The organism is Pseudomonas sp. MYb193, from assembly GCF_002966775.1.
In the GTDB taxonomy this organism is placed as follows: domain Bacteria; phylum Pseudomonadota; class Gammaproteobacteria; order Pseudomonadales; family Pseudomonadaceae; genus Aquipseudomonas; species Aquipseudomonas paracarnis.
Genome location: NZ_CP023269.1, coordinates 867610 through 885689, shown reverse-complemented (window position 1 = coordinate 885689; position 18080 = coordinate 867610). Strand labels below are relative to the sequence as shown.

Here is an 18080-nt window from a genome sequence, read left to right as displayed (position 1 = left end):
TACCTGATCAGTCATTGACGGTTTCTCCGGTTTTCTTGCTCTTGAACATATCCAGCGCCAGCATGATTGCACCAACGGTGATGGCGCTGTCGGCAAAGTTGAACGCCGGGAAGTAGTGGCGGTTTTGCCAGTGCACCAGGATGAAGTCGATCACATGGCCCAGGGCGATGCGGTCATACAGGTTACCCAGCGCGCCGCCCAACACCAGGGCCAGCGCGATAGCCAGCCAGGTGTCGTCGCGACCCAGGCGCTTTAGCCACACCACCAGCACGGCACTGACCACCACGGCGATCACCGCGAACAGCCAGCGCTGCCAGCCACCGCCGTCAGCGAGGAAGCTGAAGGCGGCGCCAGTGTTGTAGGCCAGGGTCCAGCTGAAGTAATCCGGGATCACCACAATCTGCTGGAACATTTCCAGGGAGCCCTCGAAGTGAGCCTTGCTGACCTGGTCAATGACCAGCACCAGCAGGCTCAGTACGAGCCAGCCCAGACGTCCGAAACGACTGGCTGCATTAGGCATAGTGGCGAACCTCGCCTTCACCGCTGATGTTATCGACACAACGACCGCAGATTTCCGGGTGCTCAGGGTTCACACCGACATCTTCACGGCAGTGCCAGCAACGGGCGCATTTAGGGAAGGCCGATTTCACCACCTTGAGCTTCAGGCCCGGCACCTCGGTGACCACGGCATCTGCCGGAGCCTGGGCGAAAGGTGCCAGGCTCGCGGTGGAGGTGATCAGTACGAAGCGCAGTTCGTTGCTCAGCTTGGCCAGGTCGGCAGTCAGGCCATCCTCGGCAAACAGGGTGACTTCGGCTTGCAGGTTGCCACCCACGGCCTTGGCCGCACGCTGGACTTCCAGTTCCTTGTTCACCGCAACCTTGACGGCCATGACGCCTGCCCAGTACTCGCGGCCCAGTTCGAAGTCGGCCGGCAGTTCGGTCAAGCCTTCGTACCAGGTGTTGAGCATGACGGACTCGTTACGCTCGCCCGGCAGGTATTCCCACAGCTCGTCGGCGGTGAACGCCAGGATCGGTGCGATCCAGCGCACCAGCGCTTCGCTGATGTGGTACAGCGCGGTCTGCGCCGAACGGCGAGCCTTGCTGTTGGCGCCGGTGGTGTACTGGCGGTCCTTGATGATGTCGAGGTAGAAACCGCCCAGCTCCTGCACGCAGAAGTTGTGGACCTTGGAGTAGACATTCCAGAAGCGGTATTCGCCGTAGTGCTCTTGCAGCTCACGCTGCAGCAACAGGGTACGGTCCACAGCCCAACGGTCCAGCGCGAGCATGTCTTCGGCCGGCAGCAGGTCGGTGGCCGGGTTGAAACCGGTCAGATTCGACAGCATGAAGCGCGCGGTATTGCGGATACGACGGTAGGCGTCGGCGCTGCGTTGCAGGATCTGCTCCGAAACAGCCATCTCACCCGAATAGTCAGTCGAGGCCACCCACAGACGCATGATGTCGGCGCCCAGGGTGTCATTGACCTTTTGCGGCGCAATCACGTTGCCCAGGGATTTGGACATCTTGCGGCCGTTCTCGTCGACGGTGAAACCGTGGGTCAGCAGTTCGCGGTACGGTGCGTGGTCGTCGATGGCGCAACCGGTCAGCAGCGACGAGTGGAACCAGCCACGGTGTTGGTCCGAACCTTCCAGGTACAGGTCGGCACGCGGGCCGGTCTCGTGGCCCATCGGGTGCGAGCCACGCAGCACGTGCCAGTGGGTGGTGCCCGAATCGAACCACACGTCGAGGGTGTCGCTGATCTTGTCGTACAGCGGCGCTTCATCGCCCAGCAGCTCGGCGGCGTCCAGCTTGAACCAGGCTTCGATACCTTCCTGCTCGACACGCTGGGCCACAAGCTCCATCAGTTCGACGGTGCGAGGGTGCAGCTCGCCGCTTTCCTTGTTCAGGAAGAACGGAATCGGCACGCCCCAGTTACGTTGGCGGGAGATGCACCAGTCCGGACGATTGGCGATCATCGAATGCAGGCGCGCCTGGCCCCAGGCCGGAACGAACGTGGTGTCTTCGATGGCCTTGATCGCGCGGTTACGCAGGGTATCGCCGCTGGTCGGCTCTTTGTCCATACCGATAAACCACTGCGCAGTGGCGCGGTAGATCAGCGGGGTCTTGTGGCGCCAGCAGTGCATGTAGCTGTGCTTGATGGTTTCGGTGTGCAACAGCGCACCGACTTCCGAGAGCTTGTCGATGATCGGCTGGTTGGCCTTGAAGATGAACTGGCCGCCGAAGAACTCCAGGGACGGCGCGTACACGCCATTGCTTTGCACTGGATTCAGAATGTCGTCGTTGACCATGCCATAGGCTTTGCAGGTCACGAAGTCGTCTACGCCATAGGCGGGCGCAGAGTGAACGATGCCAGTGCCGGCGCCCAGCTCCACGTAGTCAGCCAGGTACACCGGCGACAGACGGTCATAGAACGGGTGACGGAAGTTGATCAGCTCCAGCGCGGAACCCGTGGTGGTGGCGATCACCGAACCTTGCAGCTCGTAACGCGCCAGGCACGACTCGACCATTTCCTCGGCCAGCACCAGCAGGCGATCCCCAACGTCCACCAGGGCGTAGGTGAATTCCGGGTGCACGTTCAGCGCCTGGTTGGCCGGGATGGTCCATGGGGTGGTAGTCCAGATCACGATGGCGGCCGGCTTGGCCAGGCTTGCCAGGCCGAAAGCCTCGGCCAGCTTGGCGTCGTCGGCGATCGGGAAGGCCACGTCGATGGTCGAGGACTTCTTGTCTTCGTACTCCACTTCCGCTTCGGCCAGGGCCGAACCGCAGTCGAAGCACCAGTTCACGGGCTTGAGGCCCTTGAACACGAAACCGCCTTTGACGATTTCGGCCAAGGCGCGGATTTCACCGGCCTCGTTCTTGAAGTTCATGGTCTTGTAGGGGTTGTCCCACTCGCCCAGCACACCCAGGCGGATGAATTCGGACTTCTGCCCTTCGATCTGCTCGGCGGCGTAGGCACGGCACAGTTCGCGGGTCTTGTCCGCGCCCAGGTTCTTGCCGTAAGTCACTTCGACTTTGTGCTCGATCGGCAGGCCGTGGCAGTCCCAGCCCGGGACATACGGCGCGTCGAAGCCCGACAGGGTCTTGGAGCGCAGGATCATGTCCTTGAGAATCTTGTTCAGCGCGTGACCGATGTGAATCGTGCCGTTGGCATAAGGAGGGCCGTCGTGCAGGACGAATTTCGGACGATCCTTGCCAATTTCGCGCAACTTTCCGTACAGGCCAATACTGTCCCAGCGCTGCAGGATCTGCGGTTCGCGCTGTGGCAGGCCGGCCTTCATTGGGAAGGCGGTGTCCGGAAGGTTTAGCGTGGCTTTATAGTCGGTCATTTAAGGCTCTTCGGTTAGCGATGGGCGCTAGGTGCGGCTAGTGCACGGGCGGCGGCGACATCCGCATTGATCGCCGTTTTCAACGCCTCCAGGGAGGCGAAACGCTGCTCTTCACGCAGCTTCTGGTGGAAAACCACCGTCAAACGCCGGTCGTATAAATCACCGGCAAAATCCAAAAGGTGAACTTCCAGGTGGGCCTTGCCATCACCTGCAACCGTGGGTCTGACGCCTATATTGGCGACTCCCGGCCACGATTGGCCATCGATGTCGACGCTTACCAGGTAAACCCCGGTCAGCGGCACACGACGGCGCTTGAGTTGCACGTTGGCGGTTGGCGTGCCCAATTGGCGCGCCAGCTTCTGGCCGTGCAATACCCGTCCGGCAATGCGGAACGGGCGACCGAGCAAACGCTCGGCCAGGTCGAAGTCGGCGGCGGCCAGGGCGTTACGCACCTGGGTGCTGCTCACGCGCAGGCCGTCCAGTTCGACGGTTTGCGCGGCTTCGACAGTGAAACCCTGATTGACACCGGCATGTTGCAGGAAATCGAAATCCCCGACCCGGTCACAACCGAAATGGAAGTCGTCGCCGACCTCCAGGTGTTGCACCCCCAGCCCATCGACCAGGATGCGGTCGACGAACTCGGCGGCGCTGAGGCTGCGCAAACGCTGGTTGAAAGCCAGACAGAGGACACGGTCCACGCCCTCCTCCGCCAACAGCTGCAACTTGTCCCGCAAGCGCGCCAAGCGTGCCGGTGCCGTTTCCGGGGTAAAGAACTCCCGCGGTTGTGGCTCAAAAATCACCACGCAGCTGGGCACGCCCAACTCGACCGCACGCTCGCGCAGCCGAGCCAGGATAGCCTGGTGGCCACGGTGAACACCGTCAAAGTTGCCAATAGTGGCGACGCAGCCCCGATGCTCGGGGCGCAGGTTGTGGAGACCTCGAACCAGCTGCATAACGCGCTTCTTGCTCATAAAGTGGTCGATTATAACCACACCCAGCCCCGGACGACAGGCAACAGCGCAGGCCAAATGGGTCGAATCGATAAAACAACTGTTTTATCGCGGCAAACTCGCTATCCCAGCGACTTGCGATTGAAATCGCGCAGGCGGAAGCCCTGCAACAGCAACATCCCGAAGTACACCACCACGCCCGCCACTACCAACGCGCCCAGGCGCATGAAGCGCTCCAGCATATTGCCTTGGCCCCAGGCCGGCATGATGTGCATCAGGCCAAACAGCACAACCGACATCGCCGCTACCGCTACCAGCAGCTTGAGCGCAAACACACCCCAGCCTGGCTGCGGCTGGTACATCTGTTTTTTGCGCAATTGGTAAAACAGCAGGCCTGCGTTTATGCATGCCCCCGCGCTGATCGCCAAGGCCAGGCCGGCATGGGCCAGCGGGCCGATAAACACCAGGTTGAGCAGTTGCGTGACAACCAGGGTGAAAATCGCGATTTTCACCGGCGTGCGGATGTTTTGCTGGGCATAGAAGCCGGGCGCCAGCACCTTGATCACGATAATGCCGAGCAGGCCGACAGAGTAGGCGACCAACGCATGCTGGGTCATCAACGCGTCATGGGCGTCGAACTGCCCGTATTGAAACAGCGAGACCGTCAGCGGCTCGGCGAGGATGCCCAGGGCCAGGGCGCACGGCAACACCAGCAGAAAGCACAGGCGCAGACCCCAATCGAGTATGCGTGAGTATTCCTGGCGATCCTTGCTGGCGTAGGTGCGCGCCAGGGTCGGCAGCAGGATGGTGCCCAACGCCACGCCCAGCACACCGGATGGCAATTCCATCAGGCGGTCGGCGTAGTACATCCACGACACCGAGCCGGATACCAGCAACGAGGCGAACGCGGTGTTGATGATCAGGGAAATCTGACTGACCGACACCCCGAGGATCGCCGGCAGCATGTTGCGCATCACGCGCCAGACGCCGGAATCCTTGAGGTTCAAGCGCGGCAGTACAAGCATGCCGATTTTCTTCAGGTGTGGCAGCTGGTACAACAACTGTGCCAGGCCGCCGGCCAGCACCGCCCAGCCCAGCGCCATGACGGGTGGATCGAAATACGGCGTAAGGAACAGCGCAAAAATAATCATGCTGACGTTCAGCAAGGTCGGCACAAAGGCCGGTACCGAGAAACGATTCCAGGTATTGAGGATCGCCCCGGCGAGCGAAGACAGGGAAATCAGCAATATATAAGGAAAGGTCACCCGCAGCAGATCAGTGGTCAGCGCGAACTTTTCCGGCGTATTGGCAAAACCGGGCGCCGTGGCCCAGATCACCCACGGCGCGGCGAGCATCCCGACGATGGTTACCAGCATCAGCACCAGCGTCAGCAAACCCGAGACGTAGGCGATGAACGTACGAGTCGCCTCCTCGCCATGCTGGGTCTTGTATTCGGCCAGAATCGGCACGAACGCCTGGGAAAACGCGCCTTCGGCAAAGATCCGCCGCAACAGGTTGGGCAGCTTAAAGGCAATAAAGAACGCATCCGTGGCCATGCTGGCGCCAAAGATGCGGGCCAGCAGGGTGTCACGCACGAACCCCAATACCCGGGAAATCATCGTGATAGAGCTGACGGCAGCCAACGATTTGAGCAGATTCATTGAAAGAGTTTGCGCCTATAGATAAAGAGCAGGCGAACTACGCGCCCACTTATGCGATACTGCGCGCCTGCAACAGCACAGAGCCAAAGCTCGCGAGTTTACAGGTCAAGCGCCGGAAATAAATCACCCGCCTCTTCAGATCGACCACTCAGCAGTTCGCATCAGCCGCCCTTGACAACCCGTCAAGTCATCGGCATGATTCGCGGCCTATTTTGTTTGCTATTTCCTAAAAAGTCTTTCGAGGAGCTCGACGGTGGCCAACACACCTTCCGCCAAAAAACGTGCAAAACAGGCTGAGAAGCGTCGCAGCCACAACGCCAGCCTGCGTTCCATGGTTCGCACCTACATCAAGAATGTAGTCAAAGCCATCGACACCAAAGACGCTGAAAAAGCTCAAGCAGCTTACGTTCTGGCTGTGCCTGTTATCGACCGTATGGCCGATAAAGGCATCATCCACAAGAACAAGGCCGCTCGCCATAAGAGCCGCCTGAATGGCCACATCAAGGCTCTGAGCGTTCCTGCTGCAGCCTAAGTGGTAACAACTGCAACGCAGCTCAGGCTGTGTAACAGTTAAGAAATGCCCCGTACCGAAAGGTCCGGGGCATTTTTGTTTGTGCTTAATTCAGGACGGTACAGATCAAAATGTGGGAGCGGGCTTGCCCGCGATATAGACAACTCGGTACAGCAGGCATACCCAGTTGATGCCATCGCAGCGGTGCGACGATTCGACAAGCCAGCTCCCACATTTTGACTGCGGAGTATCAGGTGAATATTTCCAACCCCAAAAAAAACGCCCCGAACCAGTCGGGGCGTTCTTGCTACCACTTGATCAAAACATCAATCAATGGTGATGACCGCCTTCACCGTGGACGTGGCCGTGAGCCACTTCTTCCTGGGAAGCGTCGCGGATGGCAACGATCTTCACTTGGAAGTTCAGGCGCTGGCCAGCCAGAGGGTGGTTGCCGTCGACAGTCACATCATCGCCGTCCAGATCACGGATGGTGACGATCTGCATTTGGCCGTCCGGCGCGGAAGCGTGGAACTGCATGCCCACTTCCAGCTCATCAACACCTTCGAACATGCTGCGGCTCAAGGTGCTGACCAGTTCGGCGGAGTATTCGCCGTAGGCATCTTCAGGTTCTACGGCGACAGTCAGTTCGTCACCGACGCTCTTGCCTTCCAGAGCCTTTTCCAGGCCCGGGATGATGTTGCCTGCGCCTTGCAGGTAAACCAGCGGCGCGCCGCCGGCGGAGCTGTCGATGACCTCACCAGCGTCGTTGGTCAGGGTATAGTCGATGGAGACAGCCTTGTTAGCGGCGATCGTCATGGGGCGAGACCTTTTGCATAAGAATGAAGAACGGACAAGTCTAAACAAGGATTTGCCCGAAAGCGAACAGAACCCGGACAGACGGGGCCGACCAACGGTCTCTATCATCACCGGATTCCACCAGGACGACGACCTGCATTGGGTGGCCGAGCTGTCCTGCGGCCACACCCAGCACCTGCGCCACCAGCCGCCATGGCAGTCGCGAGCCTGGGTCATCGACCCTGCTCAACGCCTTGAAAAAATAGGCCAACCCTTTGCGTGCGGCTGGTGTGCGCAAGGGCACGAATAACGATAACCTTGGCGCCTGATTCGCGGTAGGCACTCACCCATAGAGCGCCACCCAAGCCATGCACCTCCAGAGAATTCGCATGCAGACTTTTTTTATCGCGCCCACCGATTTTGGTGTGGGTCTGACCTCCATCAGCCTTGGGCTGGTGCGCACACTGGAACGGGCCGGCCTGAAAGTCGGCTTTTTCAAACCCATTGCCCAGCCACACCCTGGCGATACCGGGCCGGAACGCTCTACCGAGCTGGTGGCGCGCACCCACGGCCTGAAACCGCCGCAGCCCCTGGGCCTGGCTCACGTAGAGCGCATGCTCGGCGACGGCCAGCTCGATGAGTTGCTCGAAGAGATCATCACCCTTTACCAACAGGCAGCCGTAGGCAAAGACGTGCTGATCGTCGAAGGGATGGTGCCGACCCGCAGCGCCAGCTACGCGGCACGGGTCAACCTGCACCTGGCCAAGAGCCTGGACGCGGAAGTGATCCTGGTCTCGGCGCCGGAAAATGAAGTGCTCACCGAGCTTTCCGGCCGTGTGGAATTGCAGGCCCAACTGTTTGGCGGCCCCAAAGACCCTAAAGTGCTGGGCGTGATCCTCAACAAGGTGCGCACCGACGAAAGCATGGAGGCGTTCTCGGCGCGCCTCAAAGAGCATTCGCCGCTGTTGCGCAGCGGTGATTTCCGGCTGCTCGGCTGCATCCCCTACCAACCCGAGCTGAATGCCCCGCGCACCCGCGACGTGGCCGACCTGATGGGCGCGCAGATCCTCAACGCCGGCGACTACGAAAGCCGGCGCATGACCAAGATCATCATTTGCGCGCGCACCATGCGTAACACTGTCGAGCTGCTCAAACCCGGCGTGTTGGTGGTGACCCCGGGAGATCGCGATGACATCATCCTCGCCGTCAGCCTGGCCGCCATCAATGGCGTGCCGCTGGCCGGGCTGCTGCTGACCAGCGACACCCTGCCCGACCCGCGCATCATGGATCTGTGCCGAGGCGCCTTCCAGGCCGGGTTGCCGGTGTTGTCGGTGAGCACCGGCTCCTATGACACTGCCAACCAGCTCAATAGCCTCAACAAGGAAATCCCTATCGATGACCGCGAGCGTGCGGAAATCATCACCGATTTCGTCGCCAGCCACCTCGATGCGCGCTGGCTGCACCAGCGCTGCGGCACGCCAAGGGAGATGCGCCTGTCGCCGGCAGTGTTCCGTTACCAGTTGATCCAACGCGCCCAGGCCGCCAACAAACGCATCGTGTTACCCGAAGGCAGCGAGCCACTGACCGTACAGGCCGCCGCAATCTGCCAGGCCCGGGGCATTGCCCGGTGCGTGCTGTTGGCCAAGCCTGCGGATGTGGAGGCAGTCGCCCGCGCCCAGGGTATCGACCTGCCCGAAGGCCTGGAGATTCTCGACCCCGACCTGATTCGCCAACGCTACGTGGAGCCAATGGTCGCCTTGCGCAAGAGCAAAAGCCTCAACGCGCCCATGGCCGAGCAACAACTGGAAGACACCGTGGTGATCGCCACCATGATGCTCGCCCTCGACGAAGTGGATGGCCTGGTCTCCGGCGTGATTCACTCCACCGCCAACACCATTCGCCCCGCGCTGCAGCTGATCAAGACCGCGCCGGGCTGCACCCTGGTGTCGTCGGTGTTTTTCATGCTGTTCCCCGAGCAGGTGCTGGTGTACGGCGACTGCGTGATGAACCCGCACCCAAGCGCTGCGGAACTGGCGGAAATCGCCCTGCAAAGCGCCGACTCGGCAGCCGCGTTCGGCATCACGCCACGGGTGGCGATGATCAGCTATTCCAGCGGCGACTCGGCCAGCGGCGAGGAGGTGGAAAAAGTCCGCGAAGCCACCCTGCTCGCCCACGAACAACAAAGTTCGTTGCTGATCGACGGCCCGTTGCAATACGACGCCGCCGCCAACGAAAACGTCGCCCGACAACTGGCGCCCAACAGCCAGGTGGCGGGCAAGGCCACCGTCTTTGTGTTCCCGGACCTGAACACCGGCAACACCACCCACAAAGCCGTACAACGCAGCGCCGATTGCGTGAGCCTGGGGCCGATGCTTCAGGGCCTGCGCAAACCGGTCAATGACCTGCCACGTGGCGCCCAGGTGGACGACATCGTGTACACCATCGCCCTGACGGCGATCCAAGCCGCCAACCGACCCATGGATATCTAAATGCTGGATTTTCTACCTGCCGCCGTGCGCGGGGTGATCGCTTCGCTGTTGCTGGCGCTGAACACGATCCTGCTGTGTTCGTTCCTGTTTATCGTGGCGCTGTTCAAGGCGCTGCCGTTCGCCAAGCGCCTGAGCGAATGGCTGATGAACCACACCCACGAAGCCTGGGTTACCAACAACAAGGGCTGGATGAACCTGGTGCGGCGTACGCGCTGGCACCTGACTGGCCTTGAGGGCCTGGACTACCAGCACTCGTACCTGGTGACCAGCAACCATCAGAGCTGGGTCGACATCATGGTGTTGCAGTACGTGCTCAATCGGCGCATTCGCCCGCTGAAGTTCTTCCTCAAGCAAGAGCTGATCTGGGTACCGGTGATTGGCCTGGCGTGGTGGGCGCTGGGCTTTCCCTTCATGAAGCGCTACAGCAAGGCTTATTTGGAGAAGCACCCGGAGAAGAAAGGCAAAGACCTGGAAACCACACGCAAGACCTGTGCGAAGTTTCGCGACAACCCCGTGGGAATTTTCAACTTTGCCGAAGGCACACGCTTTACGCCAGGCAAGCATGCGCAGCAGCAGTCACCGTTTCGCTACCTGCTTAAACCCAAGGCGGGCGGCATTGCGTTTGTGCTGGATGCCATGGGCGAGCAGCTCAAATCACTGATCAATGTGACCATCCACTACCCCGACGGGCGCCCAGGTTATTGGGACTTGCTGTGCGGCAACGTGAAGGACGTGGTGGTGCACTTTGAAGAGGTGCAGATCCCGGCCGAGTTCATCGGCAAGAATTATGAGCAGGATGGGGAATATCGGTTAGCGTTCCAGGGCTGGATCAACCAGTTGTGGCAAGACAAGGATGCATTGCTGGAGCAGCTTCACAAAGACTTTCCGGCCAGCCGCTGATCACATGTGGAAGCAAGCCAGCTCCCACATTAACCGAGTCCACATTTGAGAATATGTAAAAAGCCCGCCACCGATCACTCGGTGGCGGGCTTTTTTGTGCGGCTATAAAGCTTAGATCGCGCCGCGCTGACGCAACAGTTCCAGCACTTGCTTGACGCTGTCTTCCAGCGACAACGCTTGGGTGTCGATCACAAGGTCGGCATTCAGCGGCACGTCATACGGGAAGGATTCGCCAGGGATGTTATCCCCACCGGCCGCGTACAAACCTTGCGGGTCACGCTCGGCGCACACCAACGGCGATGCCTGCACGTAGACGGTCAGCAGTCGGTCCGCACCAATCAGCGCCTTGGCCTGTTCACGGCCTTCGGCATCCGGCGCAACGAAAGCCGCCAGGGTCAGCAGGCCGGCTTCGTTGAACTGACGCGCCACATGAGCGGCACGACGCCAGTTCTCGGTACGCCCGGCACGGTCCTGCGGCAACCCTTTGTTCAGGTCGTGACGCAGGTTCTGGCCGTCCAGTACGAACACCGCCCGGCCCATGTCGAACAGCTTGCGCTCGACCGCATAGGCCAGAGTGCTCTTGCCAGCGCCCGACAAGCCGCTGAACAACACCGTGGCCGGCTGCTGGCCGAAACGCAGGGCGCGCTCTTCGGTGGCCACATGCGCCAGGCTGCCGTGCTGCGCCGCGCCGCCATGACCCACCGGTGGCGCGATGATCATGCCCGCGGCCACCGTGCCGTTGGTCAAGCGGTCGATCACGATGAACGCGCCAGTGGTGCGGTTGCTGTCGTAACCGTCCAGGGCGATGGCGGCGTCCAGGCTGACCTTGACCCGGCCAATCTCGTTGAGCTGCAGCGAACTCGCCGGGCCTTCGGCCAGGGTGTTTACGTCCACGCGGTGCACGATGCTGGTGATGGAACCCGGCACGTAGCTGGTGGCGCGCTTGATGTCGTATTTCTTGCCCGGCAGCATCGGTTCTTCGGCCATCCACACCAGCATGGCGTCGAAGGCGTCGGTCACTTGCGGCACGTTGTCGGCATGCACCAACAGGTCGCCACGGGAGATGTCGATCTCGTCTTCCATGGTCAAGGTCACGGCCTGGCCTGGGCCTGCGTGTTCCAGCTCACCTTCAAAGGTGACGATGGATTTGACGCGGCTGCTCTTGCCCGACGGCAATACCACCACTTCGTCGCCCTTGTGCACGATGCCACTCGCCAGGGTGCCGGCAAACCCACGGAAGTTCAGGTTCGGGCGATTGACGTACTGCACCGGGAAACGCAGGTCGGTGTAGTTGCGATCATTGGCGATCTCGACAGTCTCCAAGATCTCCATCAGCGACTGGCCGGTATACCAGGGCGAACGCTCGCTCTTGTTCACCACGTTGTCGCCCTTGAGCGCCGACATCGGCACGAAGGCCAGGGTGCTCGGCTTGAACGCGATACCTTCGGCGAACTTCAGGTAATCGGCCTTGATCGACTCGAATACGTTTTGGTCAAAGCCGTTGATGTCCATCTTGTTGATGGCCACCACGATGTGTTTGATACCCAGCAACGAAGCGATAAAGCTGTGGCGACGGGTCTGGGTCTGCACGCCGTAGCGGGCGTCGATCAGGATGATCGCCAGGTCACAGGTGGACGCACCAGTGGCCATGTTGCGGGTGTACTGCTCATGGCCGGGGGTGTCGGCGATGATGAATTTGCGCTTGGCGGTGGAGAAATAGCGATAGGCAACATCAATAGTGATGCCCTGCTCACGCTCGGCCTGCAGGCCATCGACCAGCAACGCCAGGTCGATATCGTCACCGGTGGTGCCGGACTTTTTCGAGTCGCGGGTAATGGCTTCCAGGTGATCCTCGTAGATCATCTTGGAGTCGTGCAGCAGGCGCCCGATCAGGGTGCTCTTGCCGTCGTCGACGTTGCCACAGGTCAGGAAGCGCAACATTTCTTTGCGCTCGTGCTGGCCCAGGTAGGCGAGGATGTCCTCGCTGATCAAATCAGATACATGCGACATGACAGCCCCTTAGAAATAGCCTTGACGTTTTTTATCTTCCATCGAGCCTGCACCATCGTGGTCGATGACACGGCCCTGGCGTTCGGAAGTTCGCGTCAGGAGCATTTCCTGAATGATGTCCGTCAGCGTCTCGGCTTCGGACTCCACCGCGCCCGTCAACGGGTAGCAGCCAAGGGTGCGGAAACGTACTTTCTTTTTGACGATGCGGGCTTTGTCTTCGTCGGACAGGTGCTCAAGGATGCGGTCGTCGTCGATCATGATCAACGTGCCGTTCTTCTCGATCACGTCGCGCTCGGCGGCGAAATACAGCGGCACGATCGGGATGCCTTCCAGGTAGATGTACTGCCAGATGTCCAGCTCCGTCCAGTTGGACAGCGGGAACACGCGGATCGACTCGCCCTTGTTGACGTTGCCGTTGTAGACGTTCCACAGCTCCGGGCGTTGGTTCTTCGGGTCCCAACGGTGCTTGCTGTCGCGGAACGAGTACACGCGCTCTTTGGCACGGGATTTCTCTTCATCGCGACGGGCGCCGCCGAATGCTGCGTCGAAACCATGCTTGTCCAGCGCCTGCTTGAGGCCCTCGGTCTTCATGATATCGGTGTGCTTGGCACTGCCGTGGGTGAACGGGTTGATGTTCTGCGCCACGCCATCGGGGTTGATGTGGGTGATCAGGTCCAGGCCCAGCTCCTCGACCATCTTGTCGCGGAACTTGTACATCTCCTGGAATTTCCAGCGAGTGTCGACGTGCATCACCGGAAATGGCAGTTTGCCCGGGAAGAAGGCCTTGCGTGCCAGGTGCAGCATCACGGCGGAGTCTTTACCGATCGAGTAGAGCATCACCGGGTTATCGAACTCGGCGGCGACCTCGCGGATGATGTGGATGCTTTCCGCCTCCAGCTGTTTCAGATGCGTCAGTTTGTCGACCATGGTTACTCACGGAAAAACGATCTTATGGACGGCCAGCGGGCCGTGTTCGAGCGAGGCATGCTAGCACAGCAACTTCTTCTATTTAGGGCGCCAGCTAGACCGAAACGATATATGAATATGCCGCCGAGTTTGGCGCTCAACTCGGTCAATGGGGGAGCTGGCTTGCCTGCGATACAGGCGCCCCGCTCATTCAGGCTGACCGAGGTGATGCCATCGCAGGCAAGCCAGCTCCCACAGTGTTCAATGCTGTGCTTTAGATCGGATTGGGGCAGTCGATGAACAGATGCTCCAGGGCAAAGCGCCGCGCCAGGTAGTCGCCCAAGGCCTGCACGCCGTAGCGTTCGGTGGCGTGATGGCCGGCGGCGATGAAGCTGATGTCGTTTTCCCGGGCGCTGTGGAAGGTCTGTTCAGACGCTTCACCGCTCAGGTACAAATCGACACCCGCGGCAATCGCCTGGTCGATGTAACCCTGGCCGCCACCGGTACACCAGCCGACGCGGCGAATCATCTCGCTGCCTTCGATCAGCAGCGGTTCGCGACCCATCACGTCCTGCACGCGACGGGCGAAGTCACGAGGTGACAAGGGCTCGGCCAGGGAGCCGACCAGGCCGACGACTTTGGGGTTGCCGGGGTCCAGCGGGCCTTCGACGGTGATGTCCAGGTGGCGAGCCAGTTGCACGTTGTTGCCGACATCAGCGTGCAGGTCCAGGGGCAAGTGGTAGGCCAGCAGGCTGATGTCATGCTTGAGCAGGGTTTTGAGACGGCGCTGCTTCATGCCGGTGATGCACGGGTTTTCGCCCTTCCAGAAGTAACCGTGGTGCACCAGCACCAGGTCGGCCTTGGCTTCGACGGCGGCGTCCAGCAGGGCTTGGCTGGCGGTCACGCCGCTGACGATGCGCATCACTTGGGGCCGGCCCTCGACCTGCAGGCCATTGGGGCAGTAATCGGCAATTTTGGCGCTGCCGAGGTAGCGGTCGGCTTCCTCGACGAGGGTAGTAAGGGGCACGGCCATAAAAGACTCCTAAATATCCCGTTCGCAGGCGTCACAGCCTCGTATAATGCGCGACATTATGGGCGCTCTCCCGCCCCCTGCAACCTGTCAGGACTTACTTGATGCTCAAGGCACTGCGTTTTTTTGGATGGCCATTGTTGGCTGGCGTGCTGATCGCGATGCTGATTATCCAGCGTTATCCCCAGTGGGTGGGCCTGCCCACACTGGATGTGAACCTGCAACAGGCGCCGCAGACCAACACAGTGGTGCAAGGGCCGGTGACCTATGCCGATGCCGTGGTCATCGCCGCTCCGGCGGTGGTCAACCTGTACACCACCAAGGTCATCAACAAGCCCGCGCATCCGTTGTTTGAAGACCCGCAATTTCGCCGCTATTTCGGTGACAACGGCCCCAAGCAGCGCCGCATGGAATCCAGCCTCGGCTCCGGCGTGATCATGAGCCCCGAGGGCTACATCCTCACCAACAACCATGTGACCACGGGCGCCGACCAGATCGTGGTGGCCCTGCGTGACGGCCGCGAAACCCTGGCCCGCGTGGTGGGCAGCGACCCGGAAACTGATCTTGCGGTACTCAAAATTGATCTGAAGAACCTGCCGGCCATCACCCTCGGCCGCTCCGACGGTTTGCGCGTGGGCGATGTGGCGCTGGCCATCGGCAACCCTTTCGGGGTGGGGCAAACGGTGACCATGGGCATCATCAGCGCCACCGGGCGTAACCAGTTGGGCCTTAACAGCTACGAAGATTTCATCCAGACCGACGCGGCGATCAACCCCGGCAACTCGGGCGGTGCGCTGGTGGACGCCAATGGCAACCTGACTGGCATCAACACCGCGATTTTTTCCAAGTCCGGCGGCTCACAGGGCATTGGGTTTGCGATCCCGGTGAAGCTGGCGATGGAAGTGATGAAGTCGATCATCGAGCACGGCCAGGTGATTCGCGGCTGGCTGGGCATTGAAGTACAGCCCTTGACCAAGGAACTGGCCGAGTCATTTGGCCTGACCGGGCGTCCAGGCATCGTGGTAGCGGGGATCTTCCGCGACGGCCCGGCGCAGAAAGCCGGCCTGCAACTGGGCGATGTGATCCTCAGCATCGACGGCGCCCCGGCGGGTGATGGCCGCAAGTCGATGAACCAGGTGGCGCGGATCAAGCCGACCGACAAGGTGGCGATCCTGGTGATGCGCAACGGCAAGGAGATCAAACTGTCGGCGGAAATCGGCCTGCGCCCACCACCGGCGACCGCGCCAGTGAAAGAAGAGCAATAACTGTCGCGATCCTAGCGCCCGCTCGCGGGCGCTGGTAAGGCTACATTTCTTAGCGATTCATTCTCATTAGGCATGTTATATTGTTTCAATATCGCTATTGGAACGCTCTATCATGCCGTCTCGAAAGTTTGTGCCCTTGGCCGGCCTGGCCCTGGGTTTGCTGCTCGACCCTGCCTACGCCGAAGAAAACACCCTGGAACTGGACACCATCAGCGTCACTTCCGACGCCTATGAATCCGCCACCGGCCCGGTCGACGGCTACCGCGCCACCCGCTCTGCCAGTGCGACCAAGACCGACACGGCCTTGCGCGACATCCCGCAATCGATCAGCGTGATTCCGGCCACGGTACTCAAAGACCTGGGCAGTACCAGCGTGGAGCGCGCCCTGGAATTCGCCGGCGGCGTATCCAAGCAAAACAACTTCGGCGGCCTGACTCTCTACGAATACAGTGTGCGCGGCTTCACCACGTCCGAGTTCTACCAGGATGGTTTCAGCGCCAACCGTGGTTACCCCAGTACCCCGGACGCGGCGAATATCGAGCGCATTGAAGTGCTCAAGGGCCCCGCCGCCAGCCTGTATGGGCGTGGCGATCCCGGCGGCACGGTAAATATCGTCACCAAGAAACCCCAGCCCGAGGCCTTCACCACGCTGCAAACCAGCGCCGGCAGTTGGGACCGCTACCGCACGGCGCTGGATGTGAATACGCCGCTGGACAGCGAGGGGCGCGTGCTGACGCGAGTGAACCTGGCCGTTGAAGACAACCACAGCTTTCGCGATCACGTCGACGCCAAGCGTGTGTTTGTTGCGCCCTCCTTCAGCTGGCAACTGGACCCGGACACCACCCTGCTGGTGGAAAGTGAGTTCGTGCGCCACAGTTCCACCTTCGACCGAGGCATCGTCGCCAATACCGGCATGTCCCATTCCACCTTCCTCGGCGAGCCCAACGACGGCAATATCCGCAACCACAACAACCGCATTCAGGCGGCCTTGGAACACCACCTCAACGACGCCTGGAAACTGCGCCTGGCCAGCCATTACAAGCAAGGCAGCCTGTGGGGCGATGCTTCGGAAAGCCGAGCGTTGAACGCAGACGGCCACAGCGTCAATCGCCGCTACCGTGAACGCTCCACCGGTTGGCATGACAGCATCACCCAGCTGGAACTGCGCGGGGTGTTCGATATAGGCAGTTGGCAACATGAACTGTTGATCGGCACCGAATACGAGGATTACCGTAAGAAAGAGCGTGTGACGGCGATCGCTGGCGACTATCCCATCGACATCTACAAGCCGGTGTACGGCCAGCTCAAACCCAACGGCAAACGCTCCGGCACCGACTTCTTCGAACAGACCAAAAGCCACGCACTGAACCTGCAAGACCAGATCATCTTCACCGACCGCCTGCGCGGCATGATCGGTGCGCGCTTCGAACACTTCAAACAAAGCACCGACGACTTCACCCGCAACCACGCCAAGGGCCGCCAAACCCACGACGCCTTCACTCAACGCGCCGGCCTGCTCTACCAGCTCACGCCAGAAGTCGGCGTGTTTGCCAACGCCTCCACGTCGTTCAAGCCCAATAGCGGCCTGGATGCCGGTGGCAAGTCCTTCAAGCCCGAAGAAGGCGTGGGTTATGAGGTGGGAATCAAGAGCGAGCTGTTTGACGACCGCCTCAGCGCTACCCTGGCGGCCTTTCATATCGAAAAGGAAAACGTGCTGACCCTGGACCCGGCGACCAACCTCAACCGCGCCATGGGCAAGGCCCGCAGCCAGGGGTTCGACCTGCAAGTAACCGGGCAAGTGACCGACGCAGTCCGCGTGATCGGCGCCTTGGCCTACATCGACGCCGAAGTGACCAAGGGCGACAAAACCATTCCTACGGGCAGCCGCATTCTGGGCGTGGCCAAGCGCAGTGGCAGTGTGTTGGGCGTGTACGAATTCCAGGACGGCGCGTTGCGTGGCTCAGACCTGGGCGCAGCGTTCACCTACGTAGGTGAACGCTCAGGCGAAGCCGGCACGGGTTTCGAACTGCCCGCCTACCACACCGTGGATTTGCTGGCCCATTACAAGGCTACGCAGAACGTGACGGTGGGGCTGAACCTCAACAACCTGTTCAATGAAAAGTACTACGAGCGGTCCTACAGCAACTATTGGGTCAACCCGGGTGAGCCGCGAAACTTCACGGTTAGCCTGACCCTCAACCTCTGACAAACATAGGACT

General features: G+C 60.6%; 14 protein-coding genes. 6 read left to right on the top strand and 8 right to left on the bottom strand.

Annotated elements, in window-relative coordinates; translation table 11 throughout:
• Nucleotides 1–7: 7 nt before the first annotated feature.
• The 4 genes from lspA to murJ form a co-directional block, all read right to left on the bottom strand.
• A complete protein-coding gene (gene lspA, locus CLM72_RS03930; RefSeq protein ID WP_003188406.1) occupies nucleotides 8–520 on the bottom strand; it encodes a signal peptidase II in 513 nt (170 codons plus the stop codon).
• Entirely contained in the window at nucleotides 513–3344 is a 2832-nt protein-coding gene (ileS, locus tag CLM72_RS03925; RefSeq protein ID WP_105225685.1) for an isoleucine--tRNA ligase, read from the bottom strand. Before ileS ends, lspA begins: the two co-directional genes overlap by 8 nt.
• Nucleotides 3345–3358: 14 nt before the next feature.
• Complete coding sequence (gene ribF, locus CLM72_RS03920; RefSeq protein WP_003188404.1) at nucleotides 3359–4297, bottom strand: bifunctional riboflavin kinase/FAD synthetase; 939 nt, start codon at nucleotides 4295–4297, stop codon at nucleotides 3359–3361.
• A 119-nt stretch (nucleotides 4298–4416) separates the two neighbouring features.
• The gene (gene murJ / locus CLM72_RS03915; protein ID WP_054919406.1) at nucleotides 4417–5955 is read right to left on the bottom strand and encodes a murein biosynthesis integral membrane protein MurJ; all 1539 of its coding nucleotides are present in this window, start codon (nucleotides 5953–5955) and stop codon (nucleotides 4417–4419) included.
• 253 nt (nucleotides 5956–6208) lie between these two features.
• Between murJ and rpsT the strand changes: the two genes are divergently transcribed.
• On the top strand, nucleotides 6209–6487 hold the full coding sequence (gene rpsT / locus CLM72_RS03910; protein WP_003188401.1) for a 30S ribosomal protein S20: 279 nt from the start codon (nucleotides 6209–6211) through the stop codon (nucleotides 6485–6487).
• 309 nt (nucleotides 6488–6796) lie between these two features.
• On the opposite strand, the gene CLM72_RS03905 is transcribed toward rpsT, so the two are convergent.
• Entirely contained in the window at nucleotides 6797–7282 is a 486-nt protein-coding gene (locus CLM72_RS03905; RefSeq protein WP_027606858.1) for a peptidylprolyl isomerase, read from the bottom strand.
• Between CLM72_RS03905 and CLM72_RS03900 the strand changes: the two genes are divergently transcribed.
• The 3 genes from CLM72_RS03900 (at nucleotide 7281) to CLM72_RS03890 (ending at nucleotide 10650) form a co-directional block, all read left to right on the top strand.
• Nucleotides 7281–7571: a DUF3565 domain-containing protein gene (locus CLM72_RS03900; RefSeq protein ID WP_105225684.1), complete on the top strand. Its 291-nt coding sequence runs from the start codon at nucleotides 7281–7283 to the stop codon at nucleotides 7569–7571. The genes CLM72_RS03905 and CLM72_RS03900 overlap by 2 nt on opposite strands.
• Nucleotides 7572–7650: 79 nt before the next feature.
• Nucleotides 7651–9750 (top strand): phosphate acetyltransferase, encoded by a 2100-nt coding sequence (gene pta / locus CLM72_RS03895; protein WP_003188396.1) that lies wholly within the window; start codon nucleotides 7651–7653, stop codon nucleotides 9748–9750.
• The gene (locus tag CLM72_RS03890) at nucleotides 9751–10650 is read left to right on the top strand and encodes an acyltransferase (RefSeq protein ID WP_105225683.1); all 900 of its coding nucleotides are present in this window, start codon (nucleotides 9751–9753) and stop codon (nucleotides 10648–10650) included.
• A gap of 111 nt (nucleotides 10651–10761) precedes the next feature.
• Here CLM72_RS03890 and cysN read toward each other — a convergent pair whose 3' ends face one another.
• The 3 genes from cysN to CLM72_RS03870 form a co-directional block, all read right to left on the bottom strand.
• Nucleotides 10762–12660, bottom strand: coding sequence for a sulfate adenylyltransferase subunit CysN (gene cysN / locus CLM72_RS03885; protein ID WP_105225682.1), 1899 nt, complete (start codon nucleotides 12658–12660; stop codon nucleotides 10762–10764).
• A 9-nt stretch (nucleotides 12661–12669) separates the two neighbouring features.
• Nucleotides 12670–13587 (bottom strand): sulfate adenylyltransferase subunit CysD, encoded by a 918-nt coding sequence (cysD, locus tag CLM72_RS03880; RefSeq protein WP_003171640.1) that lies wholly within the window; start codon nucleotides 13585–13587, stop codon nucleotides 12670–12672.
• A 253-nt stretch (nucleotides 13588–13840) separates the two neighbouring features.
• Nucleotides 13841–14599: a Nif3-like dinuclear metal center hexameric protein gene (locus CLM72_RS03870; RefSeq protein ID WP_003188389.1), complete on the bottom strand. Its 759-nt coding sequence runs from the start codon at nucleotides 14597–14599 to the stop codon at nucleotides 13841–13843.
• Nucleotides 14600–14700: 101 nt separating this feature from the next.
• On the opposite strand from CLM72_RS03870, the gene algW reads away from it, so the two are divergent.
• The gene (algW, locus tag CLM72_RS03865) at nucleotides 14701–15861 is read left to right on the top strand and encodes a Do family serine endopeptidase AlgW (protein WP_003188388.1); all 1161 of its coding nucleotides are present in this window, start codon (nucleotides 14701–14703) and stop codon (nucleotides 15859–15861) included.
• Between the two features lie 112 nt (nucleotides 15862–15973).
• The gene (locus CLM72_RS03860; RefSeq protein WP_105225681.1) at nucleotides 15974–18067 is read left to right on the top strand and encodes a TonB-dependent siderophore receptor; all 2094 of its coding nucleotides are present in this window, start codon (nucleotides 15974–15976) and stop codon (nucleotides 18065–18067) included.
• Nucleotides 18068–18080 lie beyond the last annotated feature (13 nt).

Excerpts from the sequence above, each read along its gene's own strand:
- lspA (WP_003188406.1), bottom strand. The coding sequence starts at position 520 with ATGCCTAATGCAGCCAGTCGTTTCGGACGTCTGGGCTGGCTCGTACTG.
- ileS (WP_105225685.1), bottom strand. The coding sequence starts at position 3,344 with ATGACCGACTATAAAGCCACGCTAAACCTTCCGGACACCGCCTTCCCA.
- ribF (WP_003188404.1), bottom strand. The coding sequence starts at position 4,297 with ATGCAGCTGGTTCGAGGTCTCCACAACCTGCGCCCCGAGCATCGGGGC.
- murJ (WP_054919406.1), bottom strand. The coding sequence starts at position 5,955 with ATGAATCTGCTCAAATCGTTGGCTGCCGTCAGCTCTATCACGATGATT.
- CLM72_RS03900 (WP_105225684.1), top strand. The coding sequence starts at position 7,281 with ATGGGGCGAGACCTTTTGCATAAGAATGAAGAACGGACAAGTCTAAAC.
- CLM72_RS03905 (WP_027606858.1), bottom strand. The coding sequence starts at position 7,282 with ATGACGATCGCCGCTAACAAGGCTGTCTCCATCGACTATACCCTGACC.
- pta (WP_003188396.1), top strand. The coding sequence starts at position 7,651 with ATGCAGACTTTTTTTATCGCGCCCACCGATTTTGGTGTGGGTCTGACC.
- CLM72_RS03890 (WP_105225683.1), top strand. The coding sequence starts at position 9,751 with ATGCTGGATTTTCTACCTGCCGCCGTGCGCGGGGTGATCGCTTCGCTG.
- cysN (WP_105225682.1), bottom strand. The coding sequence starts at position 12,660 with ATGTCGCATGTATCTGATTTGATCAGCGAGGACATCCTCGCCTACCTG.
- cysD (WP_003171640.1), bottom strand. The coding sequence starts at position 13,587 with ATGGTCGACAAACTGACGCATCTGAAACAGCTGGAGGCGGAAAGCATC.
- CLM72_RS03870 (WP_003188389.1), bottom strand. The coding sequence starts at position 14,599 with ATGGCCGTGCCCCTTACTACCCTCGTCGAGGAAGCCGACCGCTACCTC.
- algW (WP_003188388.1), top strand. The coding sequence starts at position 14,701 with ATGCTCAAGGCACTGCGTTTTTTTGGATGGCCATTGTTGGCTGGCGTG.
- CLM72_RS03860 (WP_105225681.1), top strand. The coding sequence starts at position 15,974 with ATGCCGTCTCGAAAGTTTGTGCCCTTGGCCGGCCTGGCCCTGGGTTTG.